This is a genomic window from Rhizobium sp. B230/85, from assembly GCF_019355735.1.
Taxonomy (GTDB): Bacteria; Pseudomonadota; Alphaproteobacteria; order Rhizobiales; family Rhizobiaceae; genus Rhizobium; species Rhizobium rhododendri.
The window spans coordinates 659,474-683,382 of the sequence record NZ_CP072156.1 but is presented as its reverse complement, the minus strand read 5'-3'; the positions used below and the strand labels follow the sequence as shown (position 1 = coordinate 683,382).

Annotated in this window: 25 protein-coding genes and 1 tRNA gene; 15 read left to right on the top strand and 11 right to left on the bottom strand. The window is 60.4% G+C overall.

Going from position 1 to position 23,909, the window contains the following annotated elements:
* Positions 1-132 precede the first annotated feature (132 nt).
* The 3 genes from rplT to infC form a co-directional block, all read right to left on the bottom strand.
* On the bottom strand, positions 133-537 hold the full coding sequence (gene rplT, locus J5289_RS03215; RefSeq protein ID WP_111216103.1) for a 50S ribosomal protein L20: 405 nt from the start codon (positions 535-537) through the stop codon (positions 133-135).
* Positions 538-572: 35 nt separating this feature from the next.
* On the bottom strand, positions 573-776 hold the full coding sequence (gene rpmI, locus J5289_RS03210; RefSeq protein ID WP_111216101.1) for a 50S ribosomal protein L35: 204 nt from the start codon (positions 774-776) through the stop codon (positions 573-575).
* A gap of 306 nt (positions 777-1,082) precedes the next feature.
* Positions 1,083-1,619: a translation initiation factor IF-3 gene (infC, locus tag J5289_RS03205; protein WP_202617140.1), complete on the bottom strand. Its 537-nt coding sequence runs from the start codon at positions 1,617-1,619 to the stop codon at positions 1,083-1,085.
* A 177-nt stretch (positions 1,620-1,796) separates the two neighbouring features.
* On the opposite strand from infC, the gene J5289_RS03200 reads away from it, so the two are divergent.
* The 3 genes from J5289_RS03200 (at position 1,797) to J5289_RS03190 (ending at position 3,973) form a co-directional block, all read left to right on the top strand.
* On the top strand, positions 1,797-2,600 hold the full coding sequence (locus J5289_RS03200) for a carboxylesterase (protein ID WP_209182491.1): 804 nt from the start codon (positions 1,797-1,799) through the stop codon (positions 2,598-2,600).
* Positions 2,601-2,755: 155 nt separating this feature from the next.
* Positions 2,756-3,355, top strand: coding sequence for a transglutaminase-like cysteine peptidase (locus J5289_RS03195; RefSeq protein WP_209182490.1), 600 nt, complete (start codon positions 2,756-2,758; stop codon positions 3,353-3,355).
* Positions 3,356-3,589: 234 nt separating this feature from the next.
* Entirely contained in the window at positions 3,590-3,973 is a 384-nt protein-coding gene (locus J5289_RS03190; protein WP_209182489.1) for a hypothetical protein, read from the top strand.
* Between the two features lie 114 nt (positions 3,974-4,087).
* Here the strand turns inward: J5289_RS03190 and mbfA are convergent, their stop codons facing one another.
* The gene (mbfA, locus tag J5289_RS03185; RefSeq protein ID WP_142823635.1) at positions 4,088-5,071 is read right to left on the bottom strand and encodes an iron exporter MbfA; all 984 of its coding nucleotides are present in this window, start codon (positions 5,069-5,071) and stop codon (positions 4,088-4,090) included.
* A gap of 194 nt (positions 5,072-5,265) precedes the next feature.
* On the opposite strand from mbfA, the gene J5289_RS03180 reads away from it, so the two are divergent.
* On the top strand, positions 5,266-5,736 hold the full coding sequence (locus J5289_RS03180; RefSeq protein WP_209182488.1) for a group III truncated hemoglobin: 471 nt from the start codon (positions 5,266-5,268) through the stop codon (positions 5,734-5,736).
* Here J5289_RS03180 and J5289_RS03175 read toward each other — a convergent pair.
* From J5289_RS03175 to J5289_RS03160, 4 genes are all read right to left on the bottom strand, one after another.
* Complete coding sequence (locus J5289_RS03175; RefSeq protein ID WP_247748970.1) at positions 5,733-6,614, bottom strand: DMT family transporter; 882 nt, start codon at positions 6,612-6,614, stop codon at positions 5,733-5,735. The two genes, J5289_RS03180 and J5289_RS03175, sit on opposite strands and share 4 nt — an antisense overlap.
* 116 nt (positions 6,615-6,730) lie before the next feature.
* A complete protein-coding gene (locus J5289_RS03170; protein WP_209182486.1) occupies positions 6,731-7,756 on the bottom strand; it encodes a histone deacetylase family protein in 1,026 nt (341 codons plus the stop codon).
* Between the two features lie 54 nt (positions 7,757-7,810).
* Entirely contained in the window at positions 7,811-8,341 is a 531-nt protein-coding gene (locus tag J5289_RS03165) for a GNAT family N-acetyltransferase (protein WP_209182485.1), read from the bottom strand.
* A 19-nt stretch (positions 8,342-8,360) separates the two neighbouring features.
* Positions 8,361-8,930 (bottom strand): XRE family transcriptional regulator, encoded by a 570-nt coding sequence (locus tag J5289_RS03160; RefSeq protein WP_209182484.1) that lies wholly within the window; start codon positions 8,928-8,930, stop codon positions 8,361-8,363.
* A gap of 158 nt (positions 8,931-9,088) precedes the next feature.
* Here J5289_RS03160 and lepA point away from each other — a divergent pair, with 158 nt between their 5' ends.
* The 3 genes from lepA (at position 9,089) to J5289_RS03145 (ending at position 12,475) form a co-directional block, all read left to right on the top strand.
* A complete protein-coding gene (gene lepA, locus J5289_RS03155) occupies positions 9,089-10,924 on the top strand; it encodes a translation elongation factor 4 (RefSeq protein ID WP_111216083.1) in 1,836 nt (611 codons plus the stop codon).
* A gap of 106 nt (positions 10,925-11,030) precedes the next feature.
* A complete protein-coding gene (locus tag J5289_RS03150) occupies positions 11,031-12,092 on the top strand; it encodes a type I restriction endonuclease (RefSeq protein ID WP_209182483.1) in 1,062 nt (353 codons plus the stop codon).
* An 89-nt stretch (positions 12,093-12,181) separates the two neighbouring features.
* Positions 12,182-12,475, top strand: coding sequence for a SelT/SelW/SelH family protein (locus J5289_RS03145; protein ID WP_209182482.1), 294 nt, complete (start codon positions 12,182-12,184; stop codon positions 12,473-12,475).
* A gap of 5 nt (positions 12,476-12,480) precedes the next feature.
* Here the strand turns inward: J5289_RS03145 and J5289_RS03140 are convergent, their stop codons facing one another.
* Positions 12,481-12,870 carry a BA14K family protein gene (locus J5289_RS03140; RefSeq protein ID WP_209182830.1) on the bottom strand — a complete coding sequence of 130 codons (390 nt, stop codon included), beginning with the start codon at positions 12,868-12,870 and terminating at the stop codon, positions 12,481-12,483.
* Positions 12,871-13,133: 263 nt separating this feature from the next.
* Here J5289_RS03140 and J5289_RS03135 point away from each other — a divergent pair, with 263 nt between their 5' ends.
* Positions 13,134-14,555, top strand: a complete 1,422-nt coding sequence (locus J5289_RS03135; protein WP_209206833.1) for a phosphomannomutase — start codon at positions 13,134-13,136, stop codon at positions 14,553-14,555.
* An 81-nt stretch (positions 14,556-14,636) separates the two neighbouring features.
* A tRNA-Leu gene (locus J5289_RS03130) sits at positions 14,637-14,723 on the top strand.
* Positions 14,724-14,841: 118 nt separating this feature from the next.
* Here J5289_RS03130 and J5289_RS03125 read toward each other — a convergent pair.
* Entirely contained in the window at positions 14,842-15,153 is a 312-nt protein-coding gene (locus J5289_RS03125; RefSeq protein ID WP_219276563.1) for a hypothetical protein, read from the bottom strand.
* Between the two features lie 318 nt (positions 15,154-15,471).
* Between J5289_RS03125 and J5289_RS03120 the strand changes: the two genes are divergently transcribed.
* On the top strand, positions 15,472-16,296 hold the full coding sequence (locus J5289_RS03120) for a glycosyltransferase family 25 protein (protein WP_209182481.1): 825 nt from the start codon (positions 15,472-15,474) through the stop codon (positions 16,294-16,296).
* 40 nt (positions 16,297-16,336) lie between these two features.
* Here the strand turns inward: J5289_RS03120 and J5289_RS03115 are convergent, their stop codons facing one another.
* On the bottom strand, positions 16,337-18,286 hold the full coding sequence (locus J5289_RS03115) for a nucleoside-diphosphate sugar epimerase/dehydratase (protein ID WP_219258293.1): 1,950 nt from the start codon (positions 18,284-18,286) through the stop codon (positions 16,337-16,339).
* A 336-nt stretch (positions 18,287-18,622) separates the two neighbouring features.
* Here J5289_RS03115 and J5289_RS03110 point away from each other — a divergent pair, with 336 nt between their 5' ends.
* From J5289_RS03110 to J5289_RS03090, 5 genes are all read left to right on the top strand, one after another.
* The gene (locus J5289_RS03110) at positions 18,623-19,693 is read left to right on the top strand and encodes a glycoside hydrolase family 5 protein (protein WP_209182439.1); all 1,071 of its coding nucleotides are present in this window, start codon (positions 18,623-18,625) and stop codon (positions 19,691-19,693) included.
* A gap of 103 nt (positions 19,694-19,796) precedes the next feature.
* On the top strand, positions 19,797-20,759 hold the full coding sequence (locus J5289_RS03105) for a GlxA family transcriptional regulator (RefSeq protein ID WP_209182438.1): 963 nt from the start codon (positions 19,797-19,799) through the stop codon (positions 20,757-20,759).
* Between the two features lie 107 nt (positions 20,760-20,866).
* Positions 20,867-21,763, top strand: coding sequence for a glutamine amidotransferase family protein (locus tag J5289_RS03100; protein WP_209182437.1), 897 nt, complete (start codon positions 20,867-20,869; stop codon positions 21,761-21,763).
* Positions 21,764-21,821: 58 nt separating this feature from the next.
* The gene (locus tag J5289_RS03095; protein ID WP_142830230.1) at positions 21,822-22,508 is read left to right on the top strand and encodes a GXGXG domain-containing protein; all 687 of its coding nucleotides are present in this window, start codon (positions 21,822-21,824) and stop codon (positions 22,506-22,508) included.
* A gap of 72 nt (positions 22,509-22,580) precedes the next feature.
* Positions 22,581-23,909: an FMN-binding glutamate synthase family protein gene (locus J5289_RS03090; protein ID WP_209182436.1), complete on the top strand. Its 1,329-nt coding sequence runs from the start codon at positions 22,581-22,583 to the stop codon at positions 23,907-23,909.

Genomic DNA, 23,909 nt, shown 5'->3' with positions numbered 1-23,909 from the left:
ATCCTGTCTTGCGGGCCTGGCGCGCCGCTCAGAGACTGGGTTGATGAAAAAACGGGGTGACGAAAACGCGAAACCCGCGCCAGCTTGCCGGCGCGGGTTTCCAACCTGGAACACAAAGGGTTCGTCGCGCCGTTATTTAACGACCGCTTCGAATTCGTTCTTCGTGCCGGCATCCTTCAGATAGTCCAGCGCCTTCTTCGAGGCAGCAACCAGGGCGCCGAATGCTTCGACTTCATGGATCGCCATGTCAGACAGAACCTTGCGGTCGACTTCGATGCCAGCCTTGGTGAGGCCATCGATGAAGCGGCCGTAGGTCAGGCCGTGCTCGCGGACGGCAGCGTTGATACGCTGGATCCAGAGGGCGCGGAAATTGCGCTTGTTTACCTTGCGGTCGCGGTAAGCGTACTGCTTGGAGCGATCGACCGCTGCCTTGGCGGCGCGGATTGTGTTCTTGCGGCGGCCGTAGAAACCCTTGGCCTGCTTCAGAACCTTCTTATGCTTGGCGTGCGAGGTGACGCCTCTTTTGACACGTGCCATGTCATGATCTCCTTAATAATAGCGGGCGAAGGGTCTTAGCGACCGTTCGGCAAGTAATTCTTGATGACCTTGCGACCATCTGGCTCGGAAAGAACCATGGTGCCGCGTGCATCGCGAATGAACTTGTTGCTACGCTTGATCATGCCGTGGCGCTTGCCAGCAGCGGCGGCCTTTACCTTGCCGGTTGCGGTGATCTTGAACCGCTTCTTGGCAGAGGACTTCGTCTTCATCTTGGGCATTTTGCTACTCCTTCTATGCCCCCGGTCGCGCTCTTTTTGAAAAAGGCGCCTCTCGCAGGTCCGGCATGCCGGGCTTGCACAAAGTGCGGGTGGCTTGGTTGTTGAACTGCAGGTGCGGTGACGAACCGTTCTGCAAGCATTCTGAACTGCCACGGCATGCCCTGCCGGTCAGTTCGGACGGGGTCCTATAACCGCAGTCCCGCCAAAGTGCAACGGGGCCGCAGCTGAATCTTTCAAACGCAGCCCTGACAAAAGAAAAAGCCGCCCGGACGGACGGCTTCGACTTCCAGTGTGACGGTCCGCACCTTACTTCGGCGCGAGCACCATCATCATCTGGCGACCTTCGAGCTTCGGTTCGGCTTCGACCTTGGCAAACTCGATCGTGTCGACCTTGACCTGCTGCAGCAGCTTCATGCCGAGTTCCTGGTGGGCCATTTCGCGGCCGCGGAACTTCAGGGTAACCTTGACCTTGTCGCCTTCATCGAAAAAGCGGCTCATGGCCTTCATCTTCACCTCGTAGTCATGGGTGTCGATGTTCGGACGCATCTTGATTTCTTTGATTTCGACGATCTTCTGCTTCTTGCGGGCTTCGGCCGCCTTCTTCTGGTTGGCGTATTTCAGCTTGCCGAGATCGAGAATCTTGCAGACGGGCGGCTCTGCGTTAGGGGAAATTTCCACCAGGTCGAGACCTGAGTCTTCCGCCATCTTCATTGCTTCGTCTGTCGGGACAATGCCCAGGTTTGCGCCGTCCGCTCCGATGAGCTGGACTTTCGGGATGCGAATTTCCCGGTTTGAACGCGGCCCGTCCTTAACGGGAGCGTCGGTTTTAAAAGGTCTGCGAATGGTCGTATTCTCCACGAATTGTTTAAAGTGTTTGCGGCCCCAAGCTCCCGTCGGCGCAGTTGGCGGCAATGTGCTCAAAGCGGCAGCGATGTCAATAGCACAGTGTATGGCAGAAATCACCTCCTGTCAGCCCGGAAGCGAATCTGTTTTAAAAGCGGCCAAACAGGAGCTCAGCCTATGTCCGAAACCGCAAATGCCCTTCCGCTCGAGACCATCACTGTCGGCAGCGGCGATGGTGCCCGTCCGATTGCCATGCGACTTCGCGAGACCTCGAACCCCGAAAAGCAGGCGACAGTTCTCTGGCTGTCCGGCTATCGCTCCGACATGGCGGGCTCCAAGGCAGTCGAGGTCGATGCGCTGGCCGAGCGGCTGGGTCTTGGATGCATCCGGTTCGACTATTCCGGTCACGGCGTCTCGGGCGGCGAATTTCGCGATGGCACGATCTCGCGTTGGCTGGAGGAAACGCTGGCGGTTGTCGATCACGCCAATCCGCAACGCCTCGTGATCGTCGGCTCGTCTATGGGCGGCTGGATCGCGCTAAGGCTGATCCAGGAGTTGCGCGCCCGGAAGAGCGGGCCAGATATAAAGGGCCTGGTGCTGATCGCCCCGGCACCGGACTTTACGATCGACCTGATCGAACCAAACCTGAAAGATGTCGAGCGCCAGGCTCTGGCGGAGAAAGGGTTTTTCGAGGAGCCGTCTGCCTACAGCCCTATCCCCAATATCTATACGCGGAAGCTGATCGAGGACGGCCGGGCGAACCAGGTGCTGTCAGGCATGATCGAGACTGGCTGCCCGGTCCATATCTTGCAGGGTATGCAGGACCAGGACGTACCCCACGCCCACGCGATGAAACTGGTGGAGCACCTGCCTGCCGACGACGTGGTGCTGACGCTCATCCGCGATGGCGACCATCGCCTCTCCCGCCCGCAGGATCTTGAAAGGATGCTGGAGGTGATCGCGGCGTTCGCAACGCTCTAGATGCTCATCGGCCGCCCTTGAGCCGCCGCCGACTTCTGTTGCATTTTAACCATGTTGCACGGTTCACCCTGTTAACGTTTAAGTAACGATTGACCATGCGGCCTCGCGTCCATTAACAATTTGTTAAGAATTAGGGACGGTACGAGGTTGCTGGCGTGGATTTCAAGGGCATCTTTCTAGCCTTAGTGGCGATATTTGCCATGTCGACATCGGCAATGCCGGCGTCCCAGAGTGGGCCTTCGATGGTAGTCGGTGGCACCACCTCGCAGCCGATCGGCCATTATGATTTCTGCCAGCGCTATCGCAGCGAATGCGGCCCCAATTCGGATCTCATGCCCGTCAAGATGACCGATGCAAACTGGGCAACGGTCAAGCAAATCAATCTGCAGGTCAACACCACCATCATCCCGGCCACGGACATGGAAGTTTATGGCAAGGAAGAATACTGGGCCTATCCGGTCACCGCTGGCGATTGCGAAGACTTTGCACTGCTGAAGCGCCGTATCCTGATCCAGCGCGGCTTTTCTCCGTCCAACCTTCTCATGACCGTCGTCCGCAAGCCGGATGGCGAAGGTCACGCGATTCTGACGCTGCGCACCGCCCAGGGCGATTACGAGCTCGACAACCTCACCGATGAAGTGAAGATCTGGTACCAGACGCCTTATTCCTACATCAAACGCCAGGCCAGCTATAATGCAGGCCGCTGGGTGACGATCGAGAATGGCCGTGACGTACTGGTCGGCGCCTTGAAGTAAGGCGGGACTGCATCCGGAAGCTTGCGGATGCAGCGGCTCGACCGGAGCCGGGCAAGATATTTCGTCGCCATGACCCGTTTGTTCATACCGCCTCACAAGCGCATCGAAGCATTCCGTGCACGCGGATGGAACTTCGGCGGGTCAGCTGCATTAGAACGTTCAGAAATACAAATTGGCTCGGCTGCGAATGGAAAACCTGTTTTCATTCCCGGATCCGAGTGTGGGGAGAAACAAATGAAAATCAGATCATTGCTGTTAACGGCCGTTATGGGTCTCGGGACCCTCACTCTTGCCGGTTGCGTGGAAGGCGGAGGCTACAGCGGCGCCTACGTCACCACCTACGACGCGCCTTATTACGGTGGGGGCTATTATGGTGGCTACCGTGACGGCGGCTACTACCGCGGTTACCCGGGCTATCGTCGCGACGGCGGATATCACAGGCGCGATTATGCAGATCGTCGCCGGGATAACGACAGGCCCCGCGGTCCAGGACGCGGTGACGGCAGGCCCGACGGCCCAAGAAGAGACTACAACCGCGACCGCCCCGACAACAACCAGATCATCGTGCCTAATCCGGACTCGCCGCGCGGCCCCATGTTCAGCCGCGGCGGAAACTGAGCCCGCCGCCCGCCGTCAGGTGATTTCCGAATATAAAAATGGGACCGAAGCCGAATGGCTTCGGTCCCATTTGCATTGCTGGTTCAGGTAGGATCTGCCGGAGCGAAATATCCGTCAGACATTGCCGATCAGAATACCTGCCGCCAGGACGAGACCGCCACCGAGGACGACCTGGAAAGCGGCACGCAGGAATGGTGTTTCCATGAACTTGTTCTGGATAAAGGCAATCGCCCAAAGCTCGAAGAAGACAACGACGCCAGCGGTGATGGTGGCCGTCCAGAAATCCGGGATAAGGTAGGGCAAGGCATGTCCGAGGCCACCGAGTGCCGTCATGATGCCGCAGGCCAGACCGCGCTTGATCGGCGAGCCACGACCAGAAATCTTGCCATCGTCATGGGCAGCCTCTGTGAAGCCCATCGAAATGCCGGCACCGACGGACGCTGAAAGGCCAACCAGGAAGGTCTGCCAGGTGTCCTGGGTGGCGAACGCTGCGGCGAAAATCGGCGCCAGCGTCGAGACGGAGCCGTCCATGAGGCCTGCCAGTCCCGGCTGTACATAGGTGAGCACCATCTGCCGACGGGCATCGGCATTTTCGTTCTTCTTGACGTCCTCCGGCGTATGCTTCTCGCTCAGCATTGCGGCGACGTCTTCGTGGCCCTGCTCGGCCATGGCGAGATCGTCGAGCAGTTGACGCGTGCCGGCATCGGAGGTCTGCTTGGCGGCCTGGAGATAGAAGCGATATGCCTGGCCCTCCATCGTCTCAGCCTCTTGGCGCATGGCTTCCAGAGACAGCGTGTTGCGCAGCCAATCCGGCTTGCGCTCGTAGAAGCCCTGTACATGTTCGCGGCGAATAAGCGGGATGCGCTCGCCGAACCGCTTGCGATGCATCTCGATCAGCATCTTGCGGTGCGTGCTTTCGACTTCGGCCATGTCCTCGAAGACCTTGGCAGACGCGGGATACTTCGGCCTCAGGGTGTCGGCATAGGCGAGGTAGATGCGGGAATCGTCCTCTTCGGCCGCGATTGCCACGGCAAGGACTTCCTGCTCCGTCAGGGACTTGAACGGGCGCTTGGACGATCGGAACAGGCGGGTCAGCATGGGTTTCTCCACTTTAGAATTAATCTAAATCTAAAGTGCGATATGGCACGGGTCAATATCTTGGCAAGGGCAATCGTGCAATTTGAGCAAAGCTGCCGAGCATGGCCTTCTGTATCGTCTGCAACGCGGCTATACCGGCTGTTCTTACGCGGCCCCCATGGCTGCAGGAGCGGCTGCGGCAGGAGCGAAACCGAATGACCAACGAGTTGCAGGGCCGCGCCGCCCAGATCGCCGCGATGCGCGAGCGTGCCGAGGAGGACATGCTTCGCATCGGCATCGATGCCGCATTCATAGACCAGCTCGTCGAAGCGTTTTACCAACGGATTCAGGTGCACCCGAGACTTGGGCCTGTCTTCGAGACACGCCTTTCCGGTCGCTGGCCGGAGCATATGGAAAAAATGAAGCGCTTCTGGTCGTCGATCGCCTTGAAGACCGGCGCCTATGGCGGCAAGCCCATGCAGGCGCATGCATCGGTGGAGGGGCTGGTGCCGGAGATGTTTCCGGAATGGCTGGGGCTATTTGCTGCGACGCTCGAAGATATAGCACCGACGCCAGAGGCCCGCGACTGGTTCATGACGACGGCCGAGCGGATCGCCAAGAGCATGTTCCTGGCGCTTTTCTACAGTCCGGCCAACGACGCCCCGGCCGGTCCTCCTCCAGCCTAGGGCGCGAGAGTGGCGCCGACGCTGGCTGCGACGACAAAGGCCGTGCCCAGCATCTGCAGCAGTGTCATCGGCTGAGACAGCACCAGGAAGCCTGCGAGCGCGCCCAGCGCTGGCTCCAGGCTCATCAGGATGCCGAAGGAGGCTGTCGGCATGCGCCGCAGCGCCACCATTTCCAACGCATAGGGCAACAGCGGCACGAGGATGGCGAGGCCGAGCATTTCGCCTAGACCTTCCCACGAGAGAGACCCGATCGAGGCCGGCAGGCCGAAGGGTGTGGCCACCAGGGCCGCCACCATCAGCGACATTGCCAGACCCTCGAAACCCTTGAAGGCGGCGCCGACTTTCTTTGTGAGGATAATGTAGATCGCCCATCCGACGGCCGAGGCGAGCGCAAACATGACGCCCGGCAGGTTGCCCACCCAGCCCTGTCCGTCGCGTGCCAGAAACAACACGCCGATGCCCGCCACCAGGGGCCAGGCCAGCCGCCAGCCGATGCCATAACCGAAGGCTGCCACGGAAAGCGGCCCCAGGAAGTCGATCGCAACGAGCAGCCCGAGCGGGATGCGCTGGATTGCCGCGAAGAACGACATCGTCATACAGGCCGTTACCGTGCCCAGCAGCAAGGCGCCCAACCATTGCCGGCGGCTGTAGCGAAAGATCGGAGGGCGGACGATGGCGACAAGAATAAGGGCTGCAAAGCCAAGCCGCAGCCAGCTGGCGCCGGCTGCCCCATAGAGCCCGATGGCCGGCGACGAAAAAGCCGCGCCGAACTGGATCGACGTCATCGACAGCAGGCACATCAGCGCGCCTGCGGCCATGCCGCCCTGCGGCGCCTTGTGCGGTACTGGCATCAACGGCGCACCGCCATCGCTTCCCATCGTCGCTGCGTTCTGATCCATGCCACTCCCCCTTTGCCACCGCTCCTAGCGGGCGGCGGGCATGGCGGCAAACGCGAAATTGTCATACTGACATCAGGAAAATCGATGGCTGCGGATCAGGCTTCCAGGCCCATCAGAACATTGGCGACGTTGAGGCCGATTTCCGGAACGCCGTAGCCGCCCTCCATGCAGGTGATCACCGGCAGGCCGGCCGCCGCGATCATCGCCCCCATGCGGCTGAAATCCTCGGAGGTCAGCCTGAAGAAGGAGATCGGGTCGCGCTCGAACGTATCGACGCCGAGCGACAGAACGATCGCCTCGGCGCCTGACGCCTGGATGCGGGCGAGCGCGTCGCCGAGCGCTGCAGACCAGGCCGGCCAGGCAGTGTCGCGCGGCAGCGGATAATTGGCGTTGCACCCTTCGCCGGCGCCTGCCCCGATTTCGTCGGCGTAACCCCAGAAATAGGGGAAGGCATTGGCCGGCTCGCCGTGCAGCGAAGCAAAGAAGATATCGCTGCGCTGGTAGGTGATGTCCTGCGTGCCGTTGCCGTGGTGAAAATCGACGTCGAGGATGGCGACCTTTTTCGCGCCATGCTCGATCAGCCGCTCGGCGGCGACGGCGGCGTTGTTGATGAAGCAATAGCCGCCGAAAAGATCGATACCGGCATGATGACCGGGCGGGCGGCAGAGCGCAAAGGCAAAGCGGTTACCGGCATTCAGCCAATCCGCGCCATCGAGGGCGCAATGCATGGCGGAAAGCGCAGCCTCGTAGGTGCCGTCGGTGATCGATGTCTCCGTCGCATTGGCGTAATAACCAAGCATGCCGTCGATATCGTTGGGAATGCGCAGGGTGGAGCGGCGCACCGGCAGCGAGGTCGCGATCGCCTCACCTTCCGCCCCGCTTGCCTTCCACAGGCGCCAGACCTTCGACAGAAAATCGAGATAGCCGGCGTCATGAACTTTCAGTGCCGTTTCAAGCCCCTGCGGTCGCGGCGATACCACGTCGGAAAAGCCGGCGTCCCGGACCGCCGCCAGAATCCACTCTGCGCGGAACGGCCCCTCGAACGGGGTCACCAGCAAGCCGCCATGGAGTTCCGTCTTTGCATCGCGCAGCTTGTGGTCTTCGGAATAGAAAATGCGCATTGGAGGTCCCCGATTGTCGTCCGGGAGGATAGAACGGGGACGAGGCCACCGCTGTCAAGCAGCAGGAAGCCCTATCCGCTTGTAGAAAAGCGTCACATCGCCGAGGCCACCTTGTGGCCAGGCGGCATAGTCCGGAATGATGCCTACCCTGTTCCATCCGAGGCGGGGGTAGATGGCTTCTGCCGGGCTGCCAGTTGCGGTATCGAGCACCAGCAGGCTCTTACCGTGCCGTGCCGCCTCCTGCTCGGCGGCTTCCGTGAGCAGCCGGGATACGCCCTTGCCCCGCGCCGAGCGGTGGACGAGCAGCTTCTTTAGGTCGCCGCGATGGGCTTGGTTTGGCATGCTGGCAAAGCCGATCTGCACCGTACCGACCATCTCACCGTCGATTTCGGCGACAAACAGAAGCGTCTTGCCGGATGCCACGTCATCGGCGACGCCAGCCCAGAAGGGCAGCGCATCCGAGACGCCGAAGGGGTGCATGAAACCGAGGGAGGCGCCGTCTTCGACGCAATCCACCAGGATTTCGGCAAGCTTCTGCCCTGCACTGCGAGCCTGGTCGGCATCGAGCATGCGGATATCGATCATTGTTTTCTCCAGATGTTGGTCATCGGCCGCTCTGGTCGAGCACGATGCAATAGCGCGCGGGGCGTTCGGTCGGATTGTGAAAGACGTGGCCCTCGCCAATGGGCATGAACAGGCAATCGCCCGGCTGTAGCCGCTGGACACAATCGGCGGTAATCACCTCCATCTCGCCCTCGAACAGCCAGAAGTGTTGGGTGATGCCACGGCCGGCGGCATGCGGTGGAAAACTGACGCGGGCGCCGGGCGGAAACGAAATCTCGACGATTTCGACGGGCGAAGCGGTGCGCGCCGGCGAGACTGCGCGCCTGACATAGCCCGTCTCCGGATCCCGCCAGACCGGCTGCTCCTCGCGCCTCGCCAAGGGCGACGCAGCCCTGCCCTCGTCGGCAAAAAAGGCGGAAAGAGACAGACCGAGAGCCGCGCAAAGGCGCGCCAGCAGTGACGCAGTCGGGCTCGCCTCGGCGCGCTCGATCCGCGAGATCATGGCACGGCTGACGCCCGAGGACCGGGCCAGCTCATCCAGCGTCAGCGCCTTATCGATTCGCAACTGTCGGATCCGGGCGCCAACTGCAATGTCCAATTCCTGTTCCATGACACTCTCTTTTTCTACTATCAGAGAATATCGTGGTCATATCGTGGAATCAACCCCCGTCATGCGCGGAGATTTGGCGCCTCAGGTGCTTTGCGAATTGCCGCAAAGCCCTGCACTGCACCCGTTTTCCGCTTTGCGGCTGAGGACGGCGCTGCTATATGGCGCGCATGAGCACCGATCCGAACCGCATCCCACTCGACCATATCCGCAACTTTTCCATTGTCGCCCATATCGACCATGGCAAATCGACGCTTGCCGACCGGCTGATCCAGTCGACGGGCGGCCTTGCCGAACGCGACATGTCGGAGCAGGTGCTCGACAGCATGGACATCGAGCGCGAACGCGGCATCACCATCAAGGCTCAGACGGTGCGCCTGCACTACCAGGCGAACAATGGTGAGAAATATGTCCTCAACCTGATCGACACACCCGGCCATGTCGACTTCGCCTATGAAGTGTCGCGCTCGCTTTCGGCCTGCGAAGGATCGCTGCTGGTGGTCGACGCGTCACAGGGAGTCGAGGCCCAGACCCTGGCCAACGTCTACCAGGCCATCGACAACAATCACGAGATCGTCACCGTTCTCAACAAGATCGACCTTCCGGCTGCAGAACCCGACCGCATCCGCGAGCAGATCGAGGAAGTCATCGGCATCGACGCCAGCCAGGCCGTGCTGATTTCGGCCAAGACCGGCTTCGGCATCCCCGAGGTTCTGGAAGCCATCGTCCACCAGCTGCCGGCGCCGAAAAGCGAGATGGGCGAAAAAGGCCCGCTGAAGGCGCTCTTGGTCGACAGCTGGTACGACACCTATCTCGGGGTCATGGTTCTGGTGCGTATCCTCGACGGCGTGCTGACCAAAGGCCAGACCATCCGCATGATGGGCACCGACGCAAAATACCAGGTCGAACGCGTCGGCGTGCTGACGCCAAAGATGCTGACCGTCGACAGCCTCGGCCCGGGCGAGATCGGCTTCTTCACCGGCTCGATCAAGGAAGTGGCAGACACCCGCGTCGGCGACACCATTACCGAAGACAAGAAGCCGACGGCCAAGGCGCTGCCGGGCTTCAAACCGGCCCAGCCGGTCGTCTTCTGCGGCCTGTTTCCCGTCGATGCGGCCGACTTCGAGGATCTACGCGCTGCCATGGGCAAGCTGCGCCTCAACGACGCCTCGTTCTCGTTCGAAATGGAATCGTCCGCAGCTCTCGGCTTCGGTTTCCGCTGCGGCTTCCTCGGGTTGCTGCATCTCGAAATCATCCAGGAACGCCTCGAGCGCGAGTTCGATCTCGACCTCATCGCCACCGCGCCGTCTGTGGTCTACAAGCTCAACATGACCGACGGCAGCGAACGCGAGCTGCACAATCCGGCCGACATGCCGGATGTCGTGCGCATCTCGGAAATCCACGAGCCGTGGATCAAGGCGACCATCCTGACCCCGGACGACTACCTCGGTGGCATCCTCAAGCTCTGCCAGGATCGCCGTGGCGTCCAGACCGAGCTTACCTATGTCGGCAAGCGCGCCATGCTGACCTACGAATTGCCGCTCAACGAAGTCGTGTTCGACTTCTACGACCGGCTGAAATCGATTTCCAAGGGCTATGCCTCCTTCGACTACCATCTCGACGGGTACAAAGAAGGCAACCTTGTGAAAATGTCGATCATGGTCAACGGCGAGCCGGTCGACGCGCTGTCGATGCTGGTACACCGGACCGCCGCCGAAAAGCGCGGCCGCGACATGTGCGAAAAGCTGAAGGACCTGATCCCGCGGCACATGTTCAAGATCCCTATCCAGGCAGCTATCGGTGGCAACGTCATTGCCCGCGAGACGATCTCGGCAATGCGCAAGGACGTGACCGCCAAGTGCTACGGCGGCGACGCCTCCCGCAAGCGCAAGCTGCTCGACAAGCAGAAGGCCGGCAAGAAGCGCATGCGCCAGTTCGGCAAGGTCGACATTCCACAGGAAGCGTTTATTGCGGCGCTGAAGATGAGCGACGAGTGAGGGGAAGCCTGGCGCCATAGCTCCGCAGTGTTTTCGACTACCGAGCAGGCCCATTGACGCAGACGGGTACTTAGTGAATGCTTCCCTCATAACGAGTGGGGGAAGCATGAATACGATCGAAGAAAGCCTGCGCGCCATTTCCGAGCGTGTTAAGTCGCATTCCAGCACCATGATAACGGAAGAGGCTGTCAAGACAGCGGTGGTTCTGCCATTCCTTCGCGCTTTGGGATACGACGTTTTCGACCCTTCCGAAGTCATTCCCGAATTTACGGCGGACGCTGTTGGGAAAAAGGGCGAGAAAGTTGACTACGCGATCAAAATTGATGGCGACATCCGGATTCTCATCGAGTGCAAACCGATCTCGGTGGCTTTGGAAAAGAAGCATCTCGATCAACTGTATCGGTACTTCAGTGTCACAAATGCAAAGTTCGCCATTCTCACGAACGGACGTACTTTCAACTTTTACACCGATTTGGACGCGGTAAATAAGCTCGATATGCGTCCGTTCTTTATATTCGATGTCACTGATTTTAACGCCGGCATCATTTCCGAACTGCGAAAGTTTGAGAAAGGTGGGTTTGATGTAAACGCTATTCTAGCGACTGCCGAACGGCTTAAATACACATCCGGCGCGAAGCAGGTCATCTCCAAGCTTATCGAAGATCCATCTGAGGAGTTTGTAAAACTGATATCTGCAGGCTTCTACGAAGGTACCAGGACGGCCGCAGTTCGAGAAATGCTGACCGTTGTCGTGCGGGCTGCGTTTCGTGAAGTGATCATGGATACTGTTAAGAGTCGCCTTTCGAACGCGTTGGCTGACACGCAGGAGGTCATTGAAAAGATCGATGAGCCAATAGCTGAAGATCCGGAAGTTGTTACGACGGACGAGGAGCGCGAGGGCTATATGATAGTGAAAGCAATTGTTCGCGACACAATCGCTCCAAAACGAGTGATTATGCGTGATCAAAAGACCTATTGTGGCGTCTTGGTGGACAATAACAATCGTAAGCCGCTCGCGCGCCTGTGGTTCAATCGCGCAGTAAAATACATCGGGTTATTCGACGGCGAAAACGAAGAGCGGATCATAATCGATAGTCTGGATCAGATTTATGACCATAGCGAGCGTCTTCGCTTAACCGCGAAAAAGTACGTTAACACACCATCATGATGCGCAGCATCGGCAAACGATGGTGCATACAGTGGATTTCTGTGCGCAACCGTCAGCCCTAGACTGCGGGTCGCACAGGAAAAGCCGACATGACCGCAAAACCCCGCATCAGCATCCTCTACTGCACCCAGTGCAACTGGCTGCTGCGCGCCGCGTGGATGGCGCAGGAACTGCTCCAAACATTTGGCGACAGTCTCGGCGAGGTGGCCCTCCTGCCCGGCACCGGCGGCAATTTCGAGATCCGGGTGGACGGTGAGCTGATCTGGGAACGCAAGCGCGACGGTGGTTTTCCGGGCCCGAAGGAATTAAAGCAGCGGGTCCGCGACATCATCGAACCCGAGCGCGATCTCGGCCACACCGACCGGGAGCGCAGCGAGAGCTGAAGCGATCAGCGGCGCTCCGGCAGAACGCAGCGCACCGGCCTGCCGCCCGGCGCCTTGTAGCTGTCGGTCAACGGGTCGTAGGAGCGGTAACGGTTCATGCAGCTTTGGCGGTGAAAGCTCGGATCGGCGGCAGGCACGCGGACCTGCGCCGGTAGCCTCGGGGGCTGGGGTCGGAAGATAAAGCGAGGCGGCCGTGCGCCGGGACTATAATATCGGGGTCCCGTCTGGCCGAGCGGACGATAGTTTGGCCGCTGATAGCTCTGGCGCGGCCCAAATGTGAAGCAACCGCGCGTATCGCACACCGTCGAGATCTCGATCAAAGCTGCCGGAGGCTCTATCTTGGCGACGGCTGTGAGAGGCAAGGCTTGAGCTGACAGTGCAGTCAGCGAAGCCATGACTACAACAGCCAACAGAACGAGGTTGCGAAACCATGCGGCACCACCTCCCCATGGAGCGCCGGGGCTCCTTGCGGTAAATTTCATCATTTCCCGTGCCGCTTTCTTTCGCGCGTCATATGGTAGGCTATATAGGTCACCATCATGTCCTGCCCAAGTGCGCAGGGCCAAACCTGGTGCGTCCGACCGTTTGCGTCGGTTGATCGATCTTCGGTCCTGCGCCATAAAGCCTTATCAATGTCGGGAGTTATCGCGTGAGCAGTCTGAAATTTGGAACGAGCGGCCTTCGCGGCCTTTCTGTCGATCTCGAAGGCCGCGCCTCGGCTCTCTATTCAACGGCGTTTGCCCGTCATCTCCTGAAGAGCGGCCATGCCAAACCTGGCGACCCCGTTCTCGTCGGTCGCGATTTCCGCGAGTCGAGCCCATCAGTTGCTGCGACCTGCATCGGGGCGCTGGGGCGCGCCGGCCTCGTACCGATCGATTGCGGCGCCATCGCCACGCCAGCGCTGGCGCTCTATGGCCTGGAACTCGGAGCCGCCAGCCTGATGGTGACCGGCTCTCATATTCCGGCCGATCGCAACGGCATCAAATTCTACCGCCCGGATGGCGAAATCGACAAGCAGGACGAAGAAGCCATTACAACGGAAGCGGCCACCATCGGCGACAGCGCCATCGACGCCTCGCCTGCCAGCGCGGAGAAGCGCGGCGAGCAGGCTGAGGCACAGTTCTTGAGCCGCAACGCCGCACTCCTGCCAGCAGGCAGCCTTGTGGGCCTGACCGTCGGCGTGTACGAGCACAGCACGGTCGCCCGCGACCTGCTGGGGCAAGTCCTAGCTCATTACGGCGCCCGCGTCGTGCCGCTCGGTCGCTCCGACAGCTTCATCCCGGTCGATACCGAAGCCGTTTCTGCCCAGACCGTCGAACTGCTCCGCGGATGGACGAACGAACACCGGCTCGATGCCATCGTCTCCGCCGATGGCGACGGCGACAGACCACTGGTCTCGGACGAACACGGCGAGCCGCTGCGCGGCGACCTCCTCGGTCTCATCGCCGCCAATTTCCTCGGTGCCGGCGTGCTCGTTACGCCTGTCACCTCCAATTCCGGCATCGAGACCGCCGGCCGCTACAGCGTCACCCGCACCCGCGTCGGCTCGCCCTATGTGATCGCTGGCATGAACGCCGCGCTTGCGGACGGACGGCCGGGCGTCATGGGTTTCGAGGCCAATGGCGGCACGTTGACGGCAAGCGCCTTTACCGTCAACGGCACGTCCATCCAGCCCCTGCCGACGCGCGATAGTTTTCTGCCGATCCTTGCGACGCTCCATGCGGCAGCGGCTTCGAAGAAGACCCTGTCTAAGGTCGCCGCCGGCTACAGCCTGCCCTTTGCCGCAGCCGACCGGCTGGAGAATTTTGCACTCGAGACCAGCGGCGCGCTGATGGCGCATCTGCGCGCCTCGGAAAGCAATCTGGCTGCGTTTCTGGCACCTGTTGGATCGGTAGCCTTAACGAGCGACATAGACGGCTTGCAAGTCATGCTGGAGGACGGCCGGATGATCCATTTCCGTCCCTCGGGCAACGCCCCGGAAATGCGCTGCTATGTCGAGGCGGCCAGCGAAAGCGAGGCAAAGTCGCTTTTGGTCCAAGGACTTGATCTGGTCCGCGCCTTTGCCCGAACAGCGCAATAAGTCGCTTTTTGGGGGAATGACATCAAAACTTCAAAAACGCTGTTGACAGTAGCGGACGACCCCCTTACATGCCTGACCGTCGCCCAGATGGCGGAATTGGTAGACGCGCCAGCTTCAGGTGCTGGTACCCGAAAGGGTGTGGAGGTTCGAGTCCTCTTCTGGGCACCATTCCATTTTTGATCTCTGCCAGATCAACAGCTTAGCTTTCATAATATTGTTAGCGGACGCCCCTTCGGGGGTGTCTTTTGCTGTCGTTACGCTGTGCGAAAACGCGGTGTCGGACGGGTCAGCGATTACGGTTGTTGTATTGCCAGTAACTGTAGTTGGGTGGGCGGGTGCTTTCGGAAATGACGCCGTTCTGGTCGCAAACGTAGACCAGGCGCGGGTAGTCGCGGTAGAAGCTGCGATAGCCGAAATCGAGGTCGGCCAAGCGCGTCCAGCACTTAAACTTTTCCTGAAATGCCTGTGGTGCCGTGACGCCTGGCAAATCCTTGTAGGGATAGATCGGCTTATTCCATGTGAGTTTGCCCTCACCTTCGGCAAAGCCGTTGTAGGGTGTCAGGGCAAGCAGCGTGGCTCCGACCAGAGCAACTCTCATTATCCACATGAACGCCAACCCTTCTGCTGGGCGGAGCATTACGCAACACCCCGTGCTATCCGCATATAGTCATTACAGGAACCGAGGGAAAGCCTGAGCGGCTTGCAAAAGGCAGCGTGGCCTCATCACATCTTGCTGAAACCGATGTCCCAACGTAACAGCCTGTCACAAATGGCGATCCCGGACGCGCTTGAACTCGCTCGGACGACATGGCATTAGTTAGAGCGGGAACAAAGTTGCGATCGCTGTACTGCATCTGTCCAATCTTTTCCGGTTTTATGACGTTTAAGTCGTGCTGATCTGTCGGGAGTTGAGTGAATGCTTGAACGGGTCGAGCGAAAGGATGCCTGTCGCGGAATTAACAGGGCAGTCCCCGCGTCTCCGCTCCTCATTTACGTTATCAATCTGGATCGCTGCATCGAGCGCTGGGATCGCCTCCGCACCCAGGCTGTCCAGCACGGCCTGAACCTCGTTCGGGTCGCAGCCGTAGACGGCCAATCTGTGCTCGCGGAGGAGCGGGTCGGCTTTCATCCCCGCTCCTTCAGTTATCACAACGGCCGCACGATCCTCGCCGGCGAATACGGCTGTTATCGAAGCCACCTGGTGGCTCTTGAAACCTTCGTTGCCAGTGGCGACGCGATGGCCATCATCATAGAGGATGATGTCGACCTCAACGCGGCACTTATCCCGCGGGCCATGGCGGCCGTGGCGGCCGTGCCTGGCACCGAGGGCAGCGTCATCAAGCTCGCAAATCACCGAAAGGTCGGTTTCAGACCCGTCGCTATGACCACCCTCGGCGATGTCGTCGGCCGCTGCCTGCACGGTCCCCAGGGCTCGGCTGCATGCTACATCGTCACGCGCGAAGCGGCGTTGAAGTTGGTAAAGAGGTTGAATACGGTTCTGTTGCCCTACGATGTCGCTCTCGAACGCGGCTGGTCGACTGGTGTCCAGACGTTTTCGACAGAAGACAATCTCGTAACATTCAGTCCGCATCGAAGAGATACGACGATCGGCAAGAGGTCGCATTACAGGGCTGCCAAGCGACACTTCATGCTGCGCATGACAACCCACTGGTTCCGTGCTCACGACCAACTGCGACGGTGGTTCTATGCGACATGGGGATGCCAGCGGATCAGCCGCTAGAAGCTTTCAGGCGCTCAAACACAAAAGACCGCGAGCCGGTCTAAGCGGCGGCCTCTCCCTCGCGTTCGCGAAACACCAGGTCCACCACATTTCCATTCGGGGCATAGCCGGAGACCAGCATCTTCAGGATGCTCTGGGCGAGCGGAATGTCATTTTCATCCAAAGCCTTCTCCAGCGCCGCCAGGCGCTCGGACAATTCCGGCCACCTGAGAAAATCCTCGCGAGCCCGCATGATGCGCGGATGCGGCGTCGGCTGCGGGTTATCGCCGATCAGCAGTTCCTCGAAGAGTTTTTCGCCGGGACGCAGGCCGGTAATCCGCAACTCGATATCGCCCTCGGGATTATCGTCGTCCAGAACACTGAAGCCGGATAGCTCAACCATACGGCGGGCGAGATCGACGATGCGAACCGGCTCTCCCATGTCGAGCAGAAAGACATCCCCGCCCGATGCCATGGCGCCGGCCTGGATGACCAGCTGCGAGGCTTCCGGGATTGTCATGAAATAGCGGGTGATCTCCGGATGGGTGAGCGTAACCGGGCCACCGTCACGGATCTGCTGGCGAAACAGCGGCACAACGGAACCTGATGAGCCCAGCACGTTGCCGAAGCGGACCATCGAAAAACTCGTGGTCGTGCCGCTGGTGACGCGATCGGCGTCGAGGGCCTGCAGCACCATCTCCGCAAGTCGCTTGCTCGCGCCCATGATATTGGTCGGGCGAACCGCCTTGTCCGTGCTGATGAGGACGAAATTCTCGACGCCCGCCTTTTGCGCTGCCGTGGCTGCGGCGACGGTCCCGGTGACGTTGTTCTTGATACCTTCGGCGGGGTTATACTCGACGAGCGGCACGTGCTTGTAGGCGGCAGCGTGGTAGACGGTGCTCGGCTTCCATGCCGTCATGATCTGCTCCAGACGCGGTCCGTCGCGAACGGAGGCAAGAAAAGGGATGATGCGGATCTCGGCATCCTGGATCGCCAGCGCCGCCTTCTCGAGTTCGCCCAGGATAAGATAGAGGCCGAATTCGTTCTGCTCCACCAGCAGCAGGCTCGAGGGGCGGTTCTTGACGATCTGGCGGCACAACTCGCTGCCGATCGAGCCTCCGGCACCGGTCACCATGACGACCTTTCCTCGGATGTTGCGGTCGAGCAAAGCCTGGTCGGGCGCAATGACATCGCGGCCAAGTAGGTCCTCGATATCGAGTTCACGCAAGTCGGACACGGCCACACGTCCCTGCGCCAAGGCGGTCAGGTCGGGCATGGTGCGGACGGTGACGCGGGCCTTGCGAATCGCCTCCAGGATTTCGTTGCGGCGTTGCCTTGTGGCATTCGGCAGCGCCAGCAATACGTCGCGTGTTTCGCCGGTAGCAACGAGTGCCGGCAGGTCGGCGGGATCGTAGATCGGCAGCCCGGCCATGATACTGCCATGCAGGTGCCTGTCGTCGTCAAGAAAGCCTACGACATTCAACTCAGAGCTATTAGACAGAGCTGCGGCGAGCTGCCTTCCAGAAGCACCAGCGCCATAGATCAACACTTTTGCCAGCGAATTGCGGTTCAGAAGCCGCTGGTAAGCGTTGCCGAGCCAGTAGCGTGTCCACATGCGCGACAGCCCGACGGCGATCAGAAGCAGCAACGGCTGCAATATGCCGACGGTGCGCGGCACGCCTGGAATGCTGATCGCGGTGAAGATCGTCATGAAGGCCAGGCCGTATATCGCCACCGCCTTGACCACGGTCATGAACGCCGAGAGCCCGGCATAGCGGAAGATCGCGCGGTAAAGCCCCAGCACGATGAAGATCGGGATCGCGAGCAGGAGCGAAACGAAGGCGGGTACCCATTCGACACCCTCGAGGATCACCCACCCGTCGAGCCGCAGGCAATAGGCAAACCACACCGTGAGGACACAGAGGCTGGAATCGACCAGGAGGGCAAAGGCGCGCTTTGTCACGCGCGGCAAAGCCAAAAAGGGCATAACGAGCCGATCGGCAGGTACCATCAACAATTTCCTCAGGCGCCGGTCATCCCAGTCCGCAATTGCATTTCTTTCGGGCGTATTCGCCCGTCTCCAGCACACCAAGTATGTCTTGCTGCTTCCGACAGCAAAAGGCAATTGCGCGCGACAGCCGCGCTGCGTCTTTCGCAACGCTATAGCGCAAATTCACCACTCGCGGCAAAAGGAAAACCTCTGGCGCGATTATTGTTTTGAAAGGGATAATCCCAAGTCCTTAAACGGGTGGCAGATCTGCGGCTGCCTATCTCTGGACCTGCCGTGAACCTGTCTGTATGCAGAGAGTATAGACGCGGCGAGACCGCTAACCCGTGGGCGACTGATATGAAAATCTCGATCGCTGGCATGGCGCGCAGGTTTGCGATGCTTTCGACGACCCTCATAGGGCTCGTGACCTTCGCCGGCAGCGGCGAGGCAGCGGGGCTTTGCTATCGCGGGATCAATCTTTCGGGCGCTGAGTACGGTGATCGCGATGGCGTCGCAGGTACGGACTACATCTACCCTACGGAAGCAACCGTGCATTACTTTGCCGGCAAGGGCATGAATGTCGTCCGCCTGCCCTTCCTCTGGGAGCGGCTGCAGCCCGAGCTGAACGAGAAACTCGATGACGAAGAACTTTCCCGCCTGAAGGCAGCCGTCGACCGGATCCACAAAAACGGCATGACGGTTGTTCTCGACCCGCACAATTACGCCCGTTACGACAAGGTGACGATTTCGCAGGATCCGGTCACCGACGATGCATTCGGTGATTTCTGGTCGCGGCTTGCCGGCGCCTTCGCCAACCAGCCAAGCACAGTCTTCGGCCTGATGAACGAGCCGAACGATATCAAGGCACCGGATTGGCTTAAAGCGGCGAATACCGCGATCGGCAGGATCCGCGCGATCGGTGCCCGTAATCTCATCCTCGTTCCCGGGACGATCTGGACCGGCGCCCACTCATGGAGCGAGGTCAGGCTCGGCGGCGGCTCGAACGCCGAGATCATGCTTGGCGTAACAGACCCGCTCGATTTCTACGCCTATGAATTTCACCAGTACCTCGATGCCGACTGGTCGGGAACCCATGCTCTCTGCGAAGGCACCGACAAGGCACGCACCGGTATTGCGGACGTCACCAACTGGCTGCGGCAGAACCACAAGCGGGGATTTCTGGGCGAGTTCGGCGCCGCCGGCAATCAGCCCTGCCTCGACGGGCTTCAGAGTATGCTCGACATCCTCGGCAAGAACAGCGATGTCTGGCTCGGCTGGAGCTACTGGGCGGCGGGCGACTGGTGGCCGGAGAGCGAGCCGCTCAACGTGCAACCGCGCAAGACACCGGACCGGCCGCAGATGGCGCTGCTGGCAACTGCGGCCAAGAACCAGCGTATGGCGAAAGCATGCAGCGCGACCGTAAAATAAGCGAGAGCAAAGACCGGCGATGGTCTGCAGGGCCACGACTTGTCTTTCAGGGACCGCGCTTCCACTCCGCATCGCCATGGGCTACCGGCTTGGGGCAAACGTGATGCGCGATAGCGAAAACAGCAATGTGCAGGAAATTGGCTTCATCCTGATCCCAGGCTTCGCGCTGATGTGCTACGCCTCGGCGGTGGAGCCGCTGAGGGCGGCCAATCTCCTTGCCGGTCGGGAAATCTATCGCTTTCGCGTGTTCTCACCGCAAGGTGTATTCGCAGTCGCCTCGAATGGCGTGCAGGTTCCCGCGGAACCTTTGCCGGGTCGCGGTGAGCGGCTGCACACGGTCTTCGTGGTTGCCGGCGGCCATCCGGACGAATGGAACTGGCCGGGCGTCTATAGCGCGCTCCGGGCCCTCGATCGCGACGGGGTACGCATCGGCGGCATCTCAGGCGGGCCATACCTGCTGGCCGCAGCCGGCCTTCTCTCCGGCGAGCGCTTCACTATCCATTGGGAACATGCCCCGGCGCTGATCGAGGATTTTCCCGGCATGACGCCGCTGCAGGCGCGCTACATCATCGACGGCAAGCGGCTCACCTGCGGCGGTGGCGTTGCGCCACTGGACATGCTGCACGCGATCATTGCGGCCCGCATGGGCGCGGATTTTGCCCGCCGGGTCAGCGACTGGTACCTGCACCGGCATGTGAGTTCGGCCGCCGAGCCGCAGCGGGCTTCCGAGGCCGAGCGCCATGGCACGCACCATCCCATCCTGCTTGCGGTGATCGAGAAGATGGAGACGACGATAGAGCAGCCGCTCGATCGCAAGGCGATGGCAATCTTCGCACGGATCACACCACGCCATCTCGACCGGCTGTTTGCAACCAGGCTAAACTCGACATTCCTGGCAGAATACCGCCGAATAAGGCTGGCCCATGCGCGAAAGCTGCTGCAGCAAAGCAGCCTATCCATCTCCGAAATCGCCTTTGCCTGCGGCTTCTCCAACCCCGGACATTTTTCTCGCTGCTATCGGCAGGCTTATGGCGGACCTCCGAAAACTGCCCGTAAAACAAATTGACACGATCAGACAATCTTTCTTTAAGGGAAATTTATTTTCTTCCTAGTTGAAGTGCTCCAAGATTCTTGCTAGGCCTCTTTCGCAACGATCATTCGGAGGATTTCATCATGTGCGGCATTGTCGGCCTGTTCCTCAAGGACAAAAGCCTGGAACCCCAATTGGGCGCGATGCTGTCCACGATGCTGGTGACGATGACCGACCGTGGGCCGGATTCGGCTGGTATCGCGATCTATGGGGGCTCTCAAGGGCGCGACGCCAAGATCACCGTGCAATCCGCGACGCCTGCGAAGGATTTTGCCGGACTTCAGGCAGAGCTGGAAGAGGCGCTGGGACAGACGATTGCGGTCGAGATCAAAAGCAGCCATGCCGTCATTACGCTCCCGAAAGACAAGCTGGATGATGCCCGCTCGGCGCTAGGCGAAATTCGCCCGGATATCCGCGTCATGAGCAGCGGCGATTCGATCGAGATTTATAAGGAAACCGGCCTGCCGCGCGATGTCGTGGCGCGCTTCGGCGTCGCCGACATGTCCGGCACGCACGGCATCGGCCACACACGCATGGCGACGGAGTCTGCGGTCACCACGCTCGGCGCCCATCCGTTTTCCACAGGCTCGGATCAGTGCCTGGTGCACAACGGCTCGCTCTCCAACCACAACAACCTGCGCCGCTCGCTGAAGCATCAGGGCATGCGCTTCGAGACAGAGAACGATTCCGAAGTCGCGGCCGCCTATCTGACGGCTGAAATGGCCAAGGGCAAGAATCTCGGAGCAGCACTGGAAGGTGCTGTCGACGATCTCGACGGTTTCTTCACATTTGTCGTCGGCACCAAGTCCGGTTTCGGCGTGCTGCGCGATGCCATCGCCTGCAAGCCTGCAGTCATGGCCGAGACCGAGCAGTATGTCGCCTTCGGTTCGGAATACCGCGCGCTGGTTAGCCTGCCCGGTATCGAGGCTGCGCGTGTCTGGGAGCCGGAGCCGGCGACCGTTTATTTCTGGGAGCACTAAACTGGCTCTACGCCGGATGCTTCTATCCCCTTCCAAGTTACCAATTGCAGGACAGAACATGCCCACCTTCGATCTGGCGATCACGCCGCTCCGCGATCTCAATCAGGCCCTGCATGACATTGCGCCGGGATCCAACGATCTGCATTTCGAGGTGATCAACCCGCGCGGCAGCCATGCCGTCGCTTGCGGCGTGCATGCGCCGGTTGCCATCGATGTGCAGGGCAATGTCGGCTATTATTGCGGCGGCATGAACGAAGACGCAACCATCACCATCCACGGATCGGCCGGCCCCGGTGTCGGCGAAAACATGATGTCCGGGACGATTGTCGTCAAAGGCGACGCTTCGCAATATGCCGGCGCGACGGCCTGCGGCGGCATGCTGGTCATCGAGGGTAACGCCTCGTCGCGCTGCGGCATCTCGATGAAGGGCGTCGATATCGTCGTGCGCGGCAGCATCGGCCATATGTCGGCCTTCATGGCGCAGGCGGGTAACCTGGTGGTGCTCGGCGATGCCGGCGATGCCTTGGGCGACTCGCTCTACGAAGCGAAGATTTTCGTGCGCGGTACGGTGAAAAGCCTGGGCGCGGACTGCATCGCCAAGGAGATGAAGCCAGAACACCTGAGGTTGCTGGCCGAACTGCTCGAAAAGGCCGGCATCACGGACGTCAAGCCGGAGGAATTCAACCGCTACGGCTCGGCGCGCAAGCTCTATACTTTCAATGTCGACAATGCGGACGCCTATTGAGCGTCAGACCAAGGCAGTCAGCGGGGACTTTCCGCTGCGACAAAAAAACAATGCGATCAATCGAGGTCTGCCATGAGCTACCAGAACCCGCCGACCACGCCACGTTCCTCGGCAACCTTCGACGAATATACGATGTCGGAAATCCGCCGGGCTGCGGCAACCGGCATCTATGATATCAGAGGCGGCGGCGCCAAGCGCAAGCTGCCGCATTTCGACGACCTCCTGTTTCTCGGCGCTTCGATCTCGCGCTATCCGCTGGAAGGCTACCGTGAAAAGTGCGAGACCAATGTCGTGCTTGGCAGCCGCTTCGCCAAGAGGCCGATCGAACTGAAGATCCCGATCACCATTGCCGGCATGAGCTTCGGATCGCTCTCCGGTCCGGCCAAGGAGGCGCTCGGACGTGGCGCGACGATCGCCGGTACTTCGACCACCACGGGCGACGGCGGCATGACGGAGGAGGAGCGTGGCCATTCGCAGATCCTCGTCTACCAGTACCTGCCATCGCGCTACGGCATGAACCCCAAGGACCTGCGCCGCGCCGACGCTATCGAGATCGTCATCGGCCAGGGTGCCAAGCCCGGTGGCGGCGGCATGCTGCTTGGCCAGAAGATATCGGACCGGGTCGCGGACATGCGCACCCTTCCGAAGGGCATCGACCAGCGCTCTGCCTCGCGCCACCCCGATTGGACCGGGCCCGACGATCTTGAGATCAAGATCATGGAGTTGCGCGAAATCACCAACTGGGAAAAGCCGATCTATGTGAAGGTCGGCGGCGCCCGTCCCTACTATGACACGGCACTTGCGGTGAAAGCGGGCGCCGATGTCGTGGTCCTCGACGGCATGCAGGGCGGCACGGCGGCGACGCAGGAAGTGTTCATCGAGAATGTCGGTATGCCAACGCTCGCCTGCATCCGCCCCGCAGTACAGGCGCTCCAGGATCTCCGCATGCATCGCAAGGTGCAACTGATCATTTCAGGTGGTATCCGCAACGGCGCCGATGTTGCCAAGGCTCTGGCGCTCGGCGCCGATGCCGTGTCGATCGGTACTGCAGCGCTGGTTGCCATTGGCGAAAACGATCCGCGCTGGGCAGCAGAATATGCAGCGCTCGGCACGACCGCCGAAGCCTATGACGATTGGCACGAAGGCAAGGACCCGGCGGGGATCACCACCCAGGATCCGGAACTGATGAAGCGCGTCGACCCGGTTGCTGCCGGACGCCGGCTTGCCAATTATCTGAAGGTGATGACGCTGGAGGCGCAGACGATCGCCAGAGCCTGCGGCAAGAACCATGTGCACAATCTGGAGCCGGAAGATCTTTGCGCGCTGACGATCGAGGCGTCAGCCATGGCGCAGGTGCCGCTTGCCGGTACCTCCTGGATCCCCGGCAAGGGCGGCTTCTGA

Coding starts and splice junctions, on each gene's coding strand:
- rplT (WP_111216103.1), bottom strand. CDS start 537: ATGGCACGTGTCAAAAGAGGCGTCACCTCGCACGCCAAGCATAAGAAG.
- rpmI (WP_111216101.1), bottom strand. CDS start 776: ATGCCCAAGATGAAGACGAAGTCCTCTGCCAAGAAGCGGTTCAAGATC.
- J5289_RS03200 (WP_209182491.1), top strand. CDS start 1,797: ATGTCCGAAACCGCAAATGCCCTTCCGCTCGAGACCATCACTGTCGGC.
- J5289_RS03190 (WP_209182489.1), top strand. CDS start 3,590: ATGAAAATCAGATCATTGCTGTTAACGGCCGTTATGGGTCTCGGGACC.
- mbfA (WP_142823635.1), bottom strand. CDS start 5,071: ATGCTGACCCGCCTGTTCCGATCGTCCAAGCGCCCGTTCAAGTCCCTG.
- J5289_RS03180 (WP_209182488.1), top strand. CDS start 5,266: ATGACCAACGAGTTGCAGGGCCGCGCCGCCCAGATCGCCGCGATGCGC.
- J5289_RS03175 (WP_247748970.1), bottom strand. CDS start 6,614: ATGGGAAGCGATGGCGGTGCGCCGTTGATGCCAGTACCGCACAAGGCG.
- J5289_RS03170 (WP_209182486.1), bottom strand. CDS start 7,756: ATGCGCATTTTCTATTCCGAAGACCACAAGCTGCGCGATGCAAAGACG.
- J5289_RS03165 (WP_209182485.1), bottom strand. CDS start 8,341: ATGATCGATATCCGCATGCTCGATGCCGACCAGGCTCGCAGTGCAGGG.
- J5289_RS03160 (WP_209182484.1), bottom strand. CDS start 8,930: ATGGAACAGGAATTGGACATTGCAGTTGGCGCCCGGATCCGACAGTTG.
- lepA (WP_111216083.1), top strand. CDS start 9,089: ATGGCGCGCATGAGCACCGATCCGAACCGCATCCCACTCGACCATATC.
- J5289_RS03150 (WP_209182483.1), top strand. CDS start 11,031: ATGAATACGATCGAAGAAAGCCTGCGCGCCATTTCCGAGCGTGTTAAG.
- J5289_RS03145 (WP_209182482.1), top strand. CDS start 12,182: ATGACCGCAAAACCCCGCATCAGCATCCTCTACTGCACCCAGTGCAAC.
- J5289_RS03140 (WP_209182830.1), bottom strand. CDS start 12,870: ATGGCTTCGCTGACTGCACTGTCAGCTCAAGCCTTGCCTCTCACAGCC.
- J5289_RS03125 (WP_219276563.1), bottom strand. CDS start 15,153: ATGAGAGTTGCTCTGGTCGGAGCCACGCTGCTTGCCCTGACACCCTAC.
- J5289_RS03120 (WP_209182481.1), top strand. CDS start 15,472: ATGCTTGAACGGGTCGAGCGAAAGGATGCCTGTCGCGGAATTAACAGG.
- J5289_RS03115 (WP_219258293.1), bottom strand. CDS start 18,286: ATGGTACCTGCCGATCGGCTCGTTATGCCCTTTTTGGCTTTGCCGCGC.
- J5289_RS03110 (WP_209182439.1), top strand. CDS start 18,623: ATGAAAATCTCGATCGCTGGCATGGCGCGCAGGTTTGCGATGCTTTCG.
- J5289_RS03105 (WP_209182438.1), top strand. CDS start 19,797: ATGCGCGATAGCGAAAACAGCAATGTGCAGGAAATTGGCTTCATCCTG.
- J5289_RS03100 (WP_209182437.1), top strand. CDS start 20,867: ATGTGCGGCATTGTCGGCCTGTTCCTCAAGGACAAAAGCCTGGAACCC.
- J5289_RS03095 (WP_142830230.1), top strand. CDS start 21,822: ATGCCCACCTTCGATCTGGCGATCACGCCGCTCCGCGATCTCAATCAG.
- J5289_RS03090 (WP_209182436.1), top strand. CDS start 22,581: ATGAGCTACCAGAACCCGCCGACCACGCCACGTTCCTCGGCAACCTTC.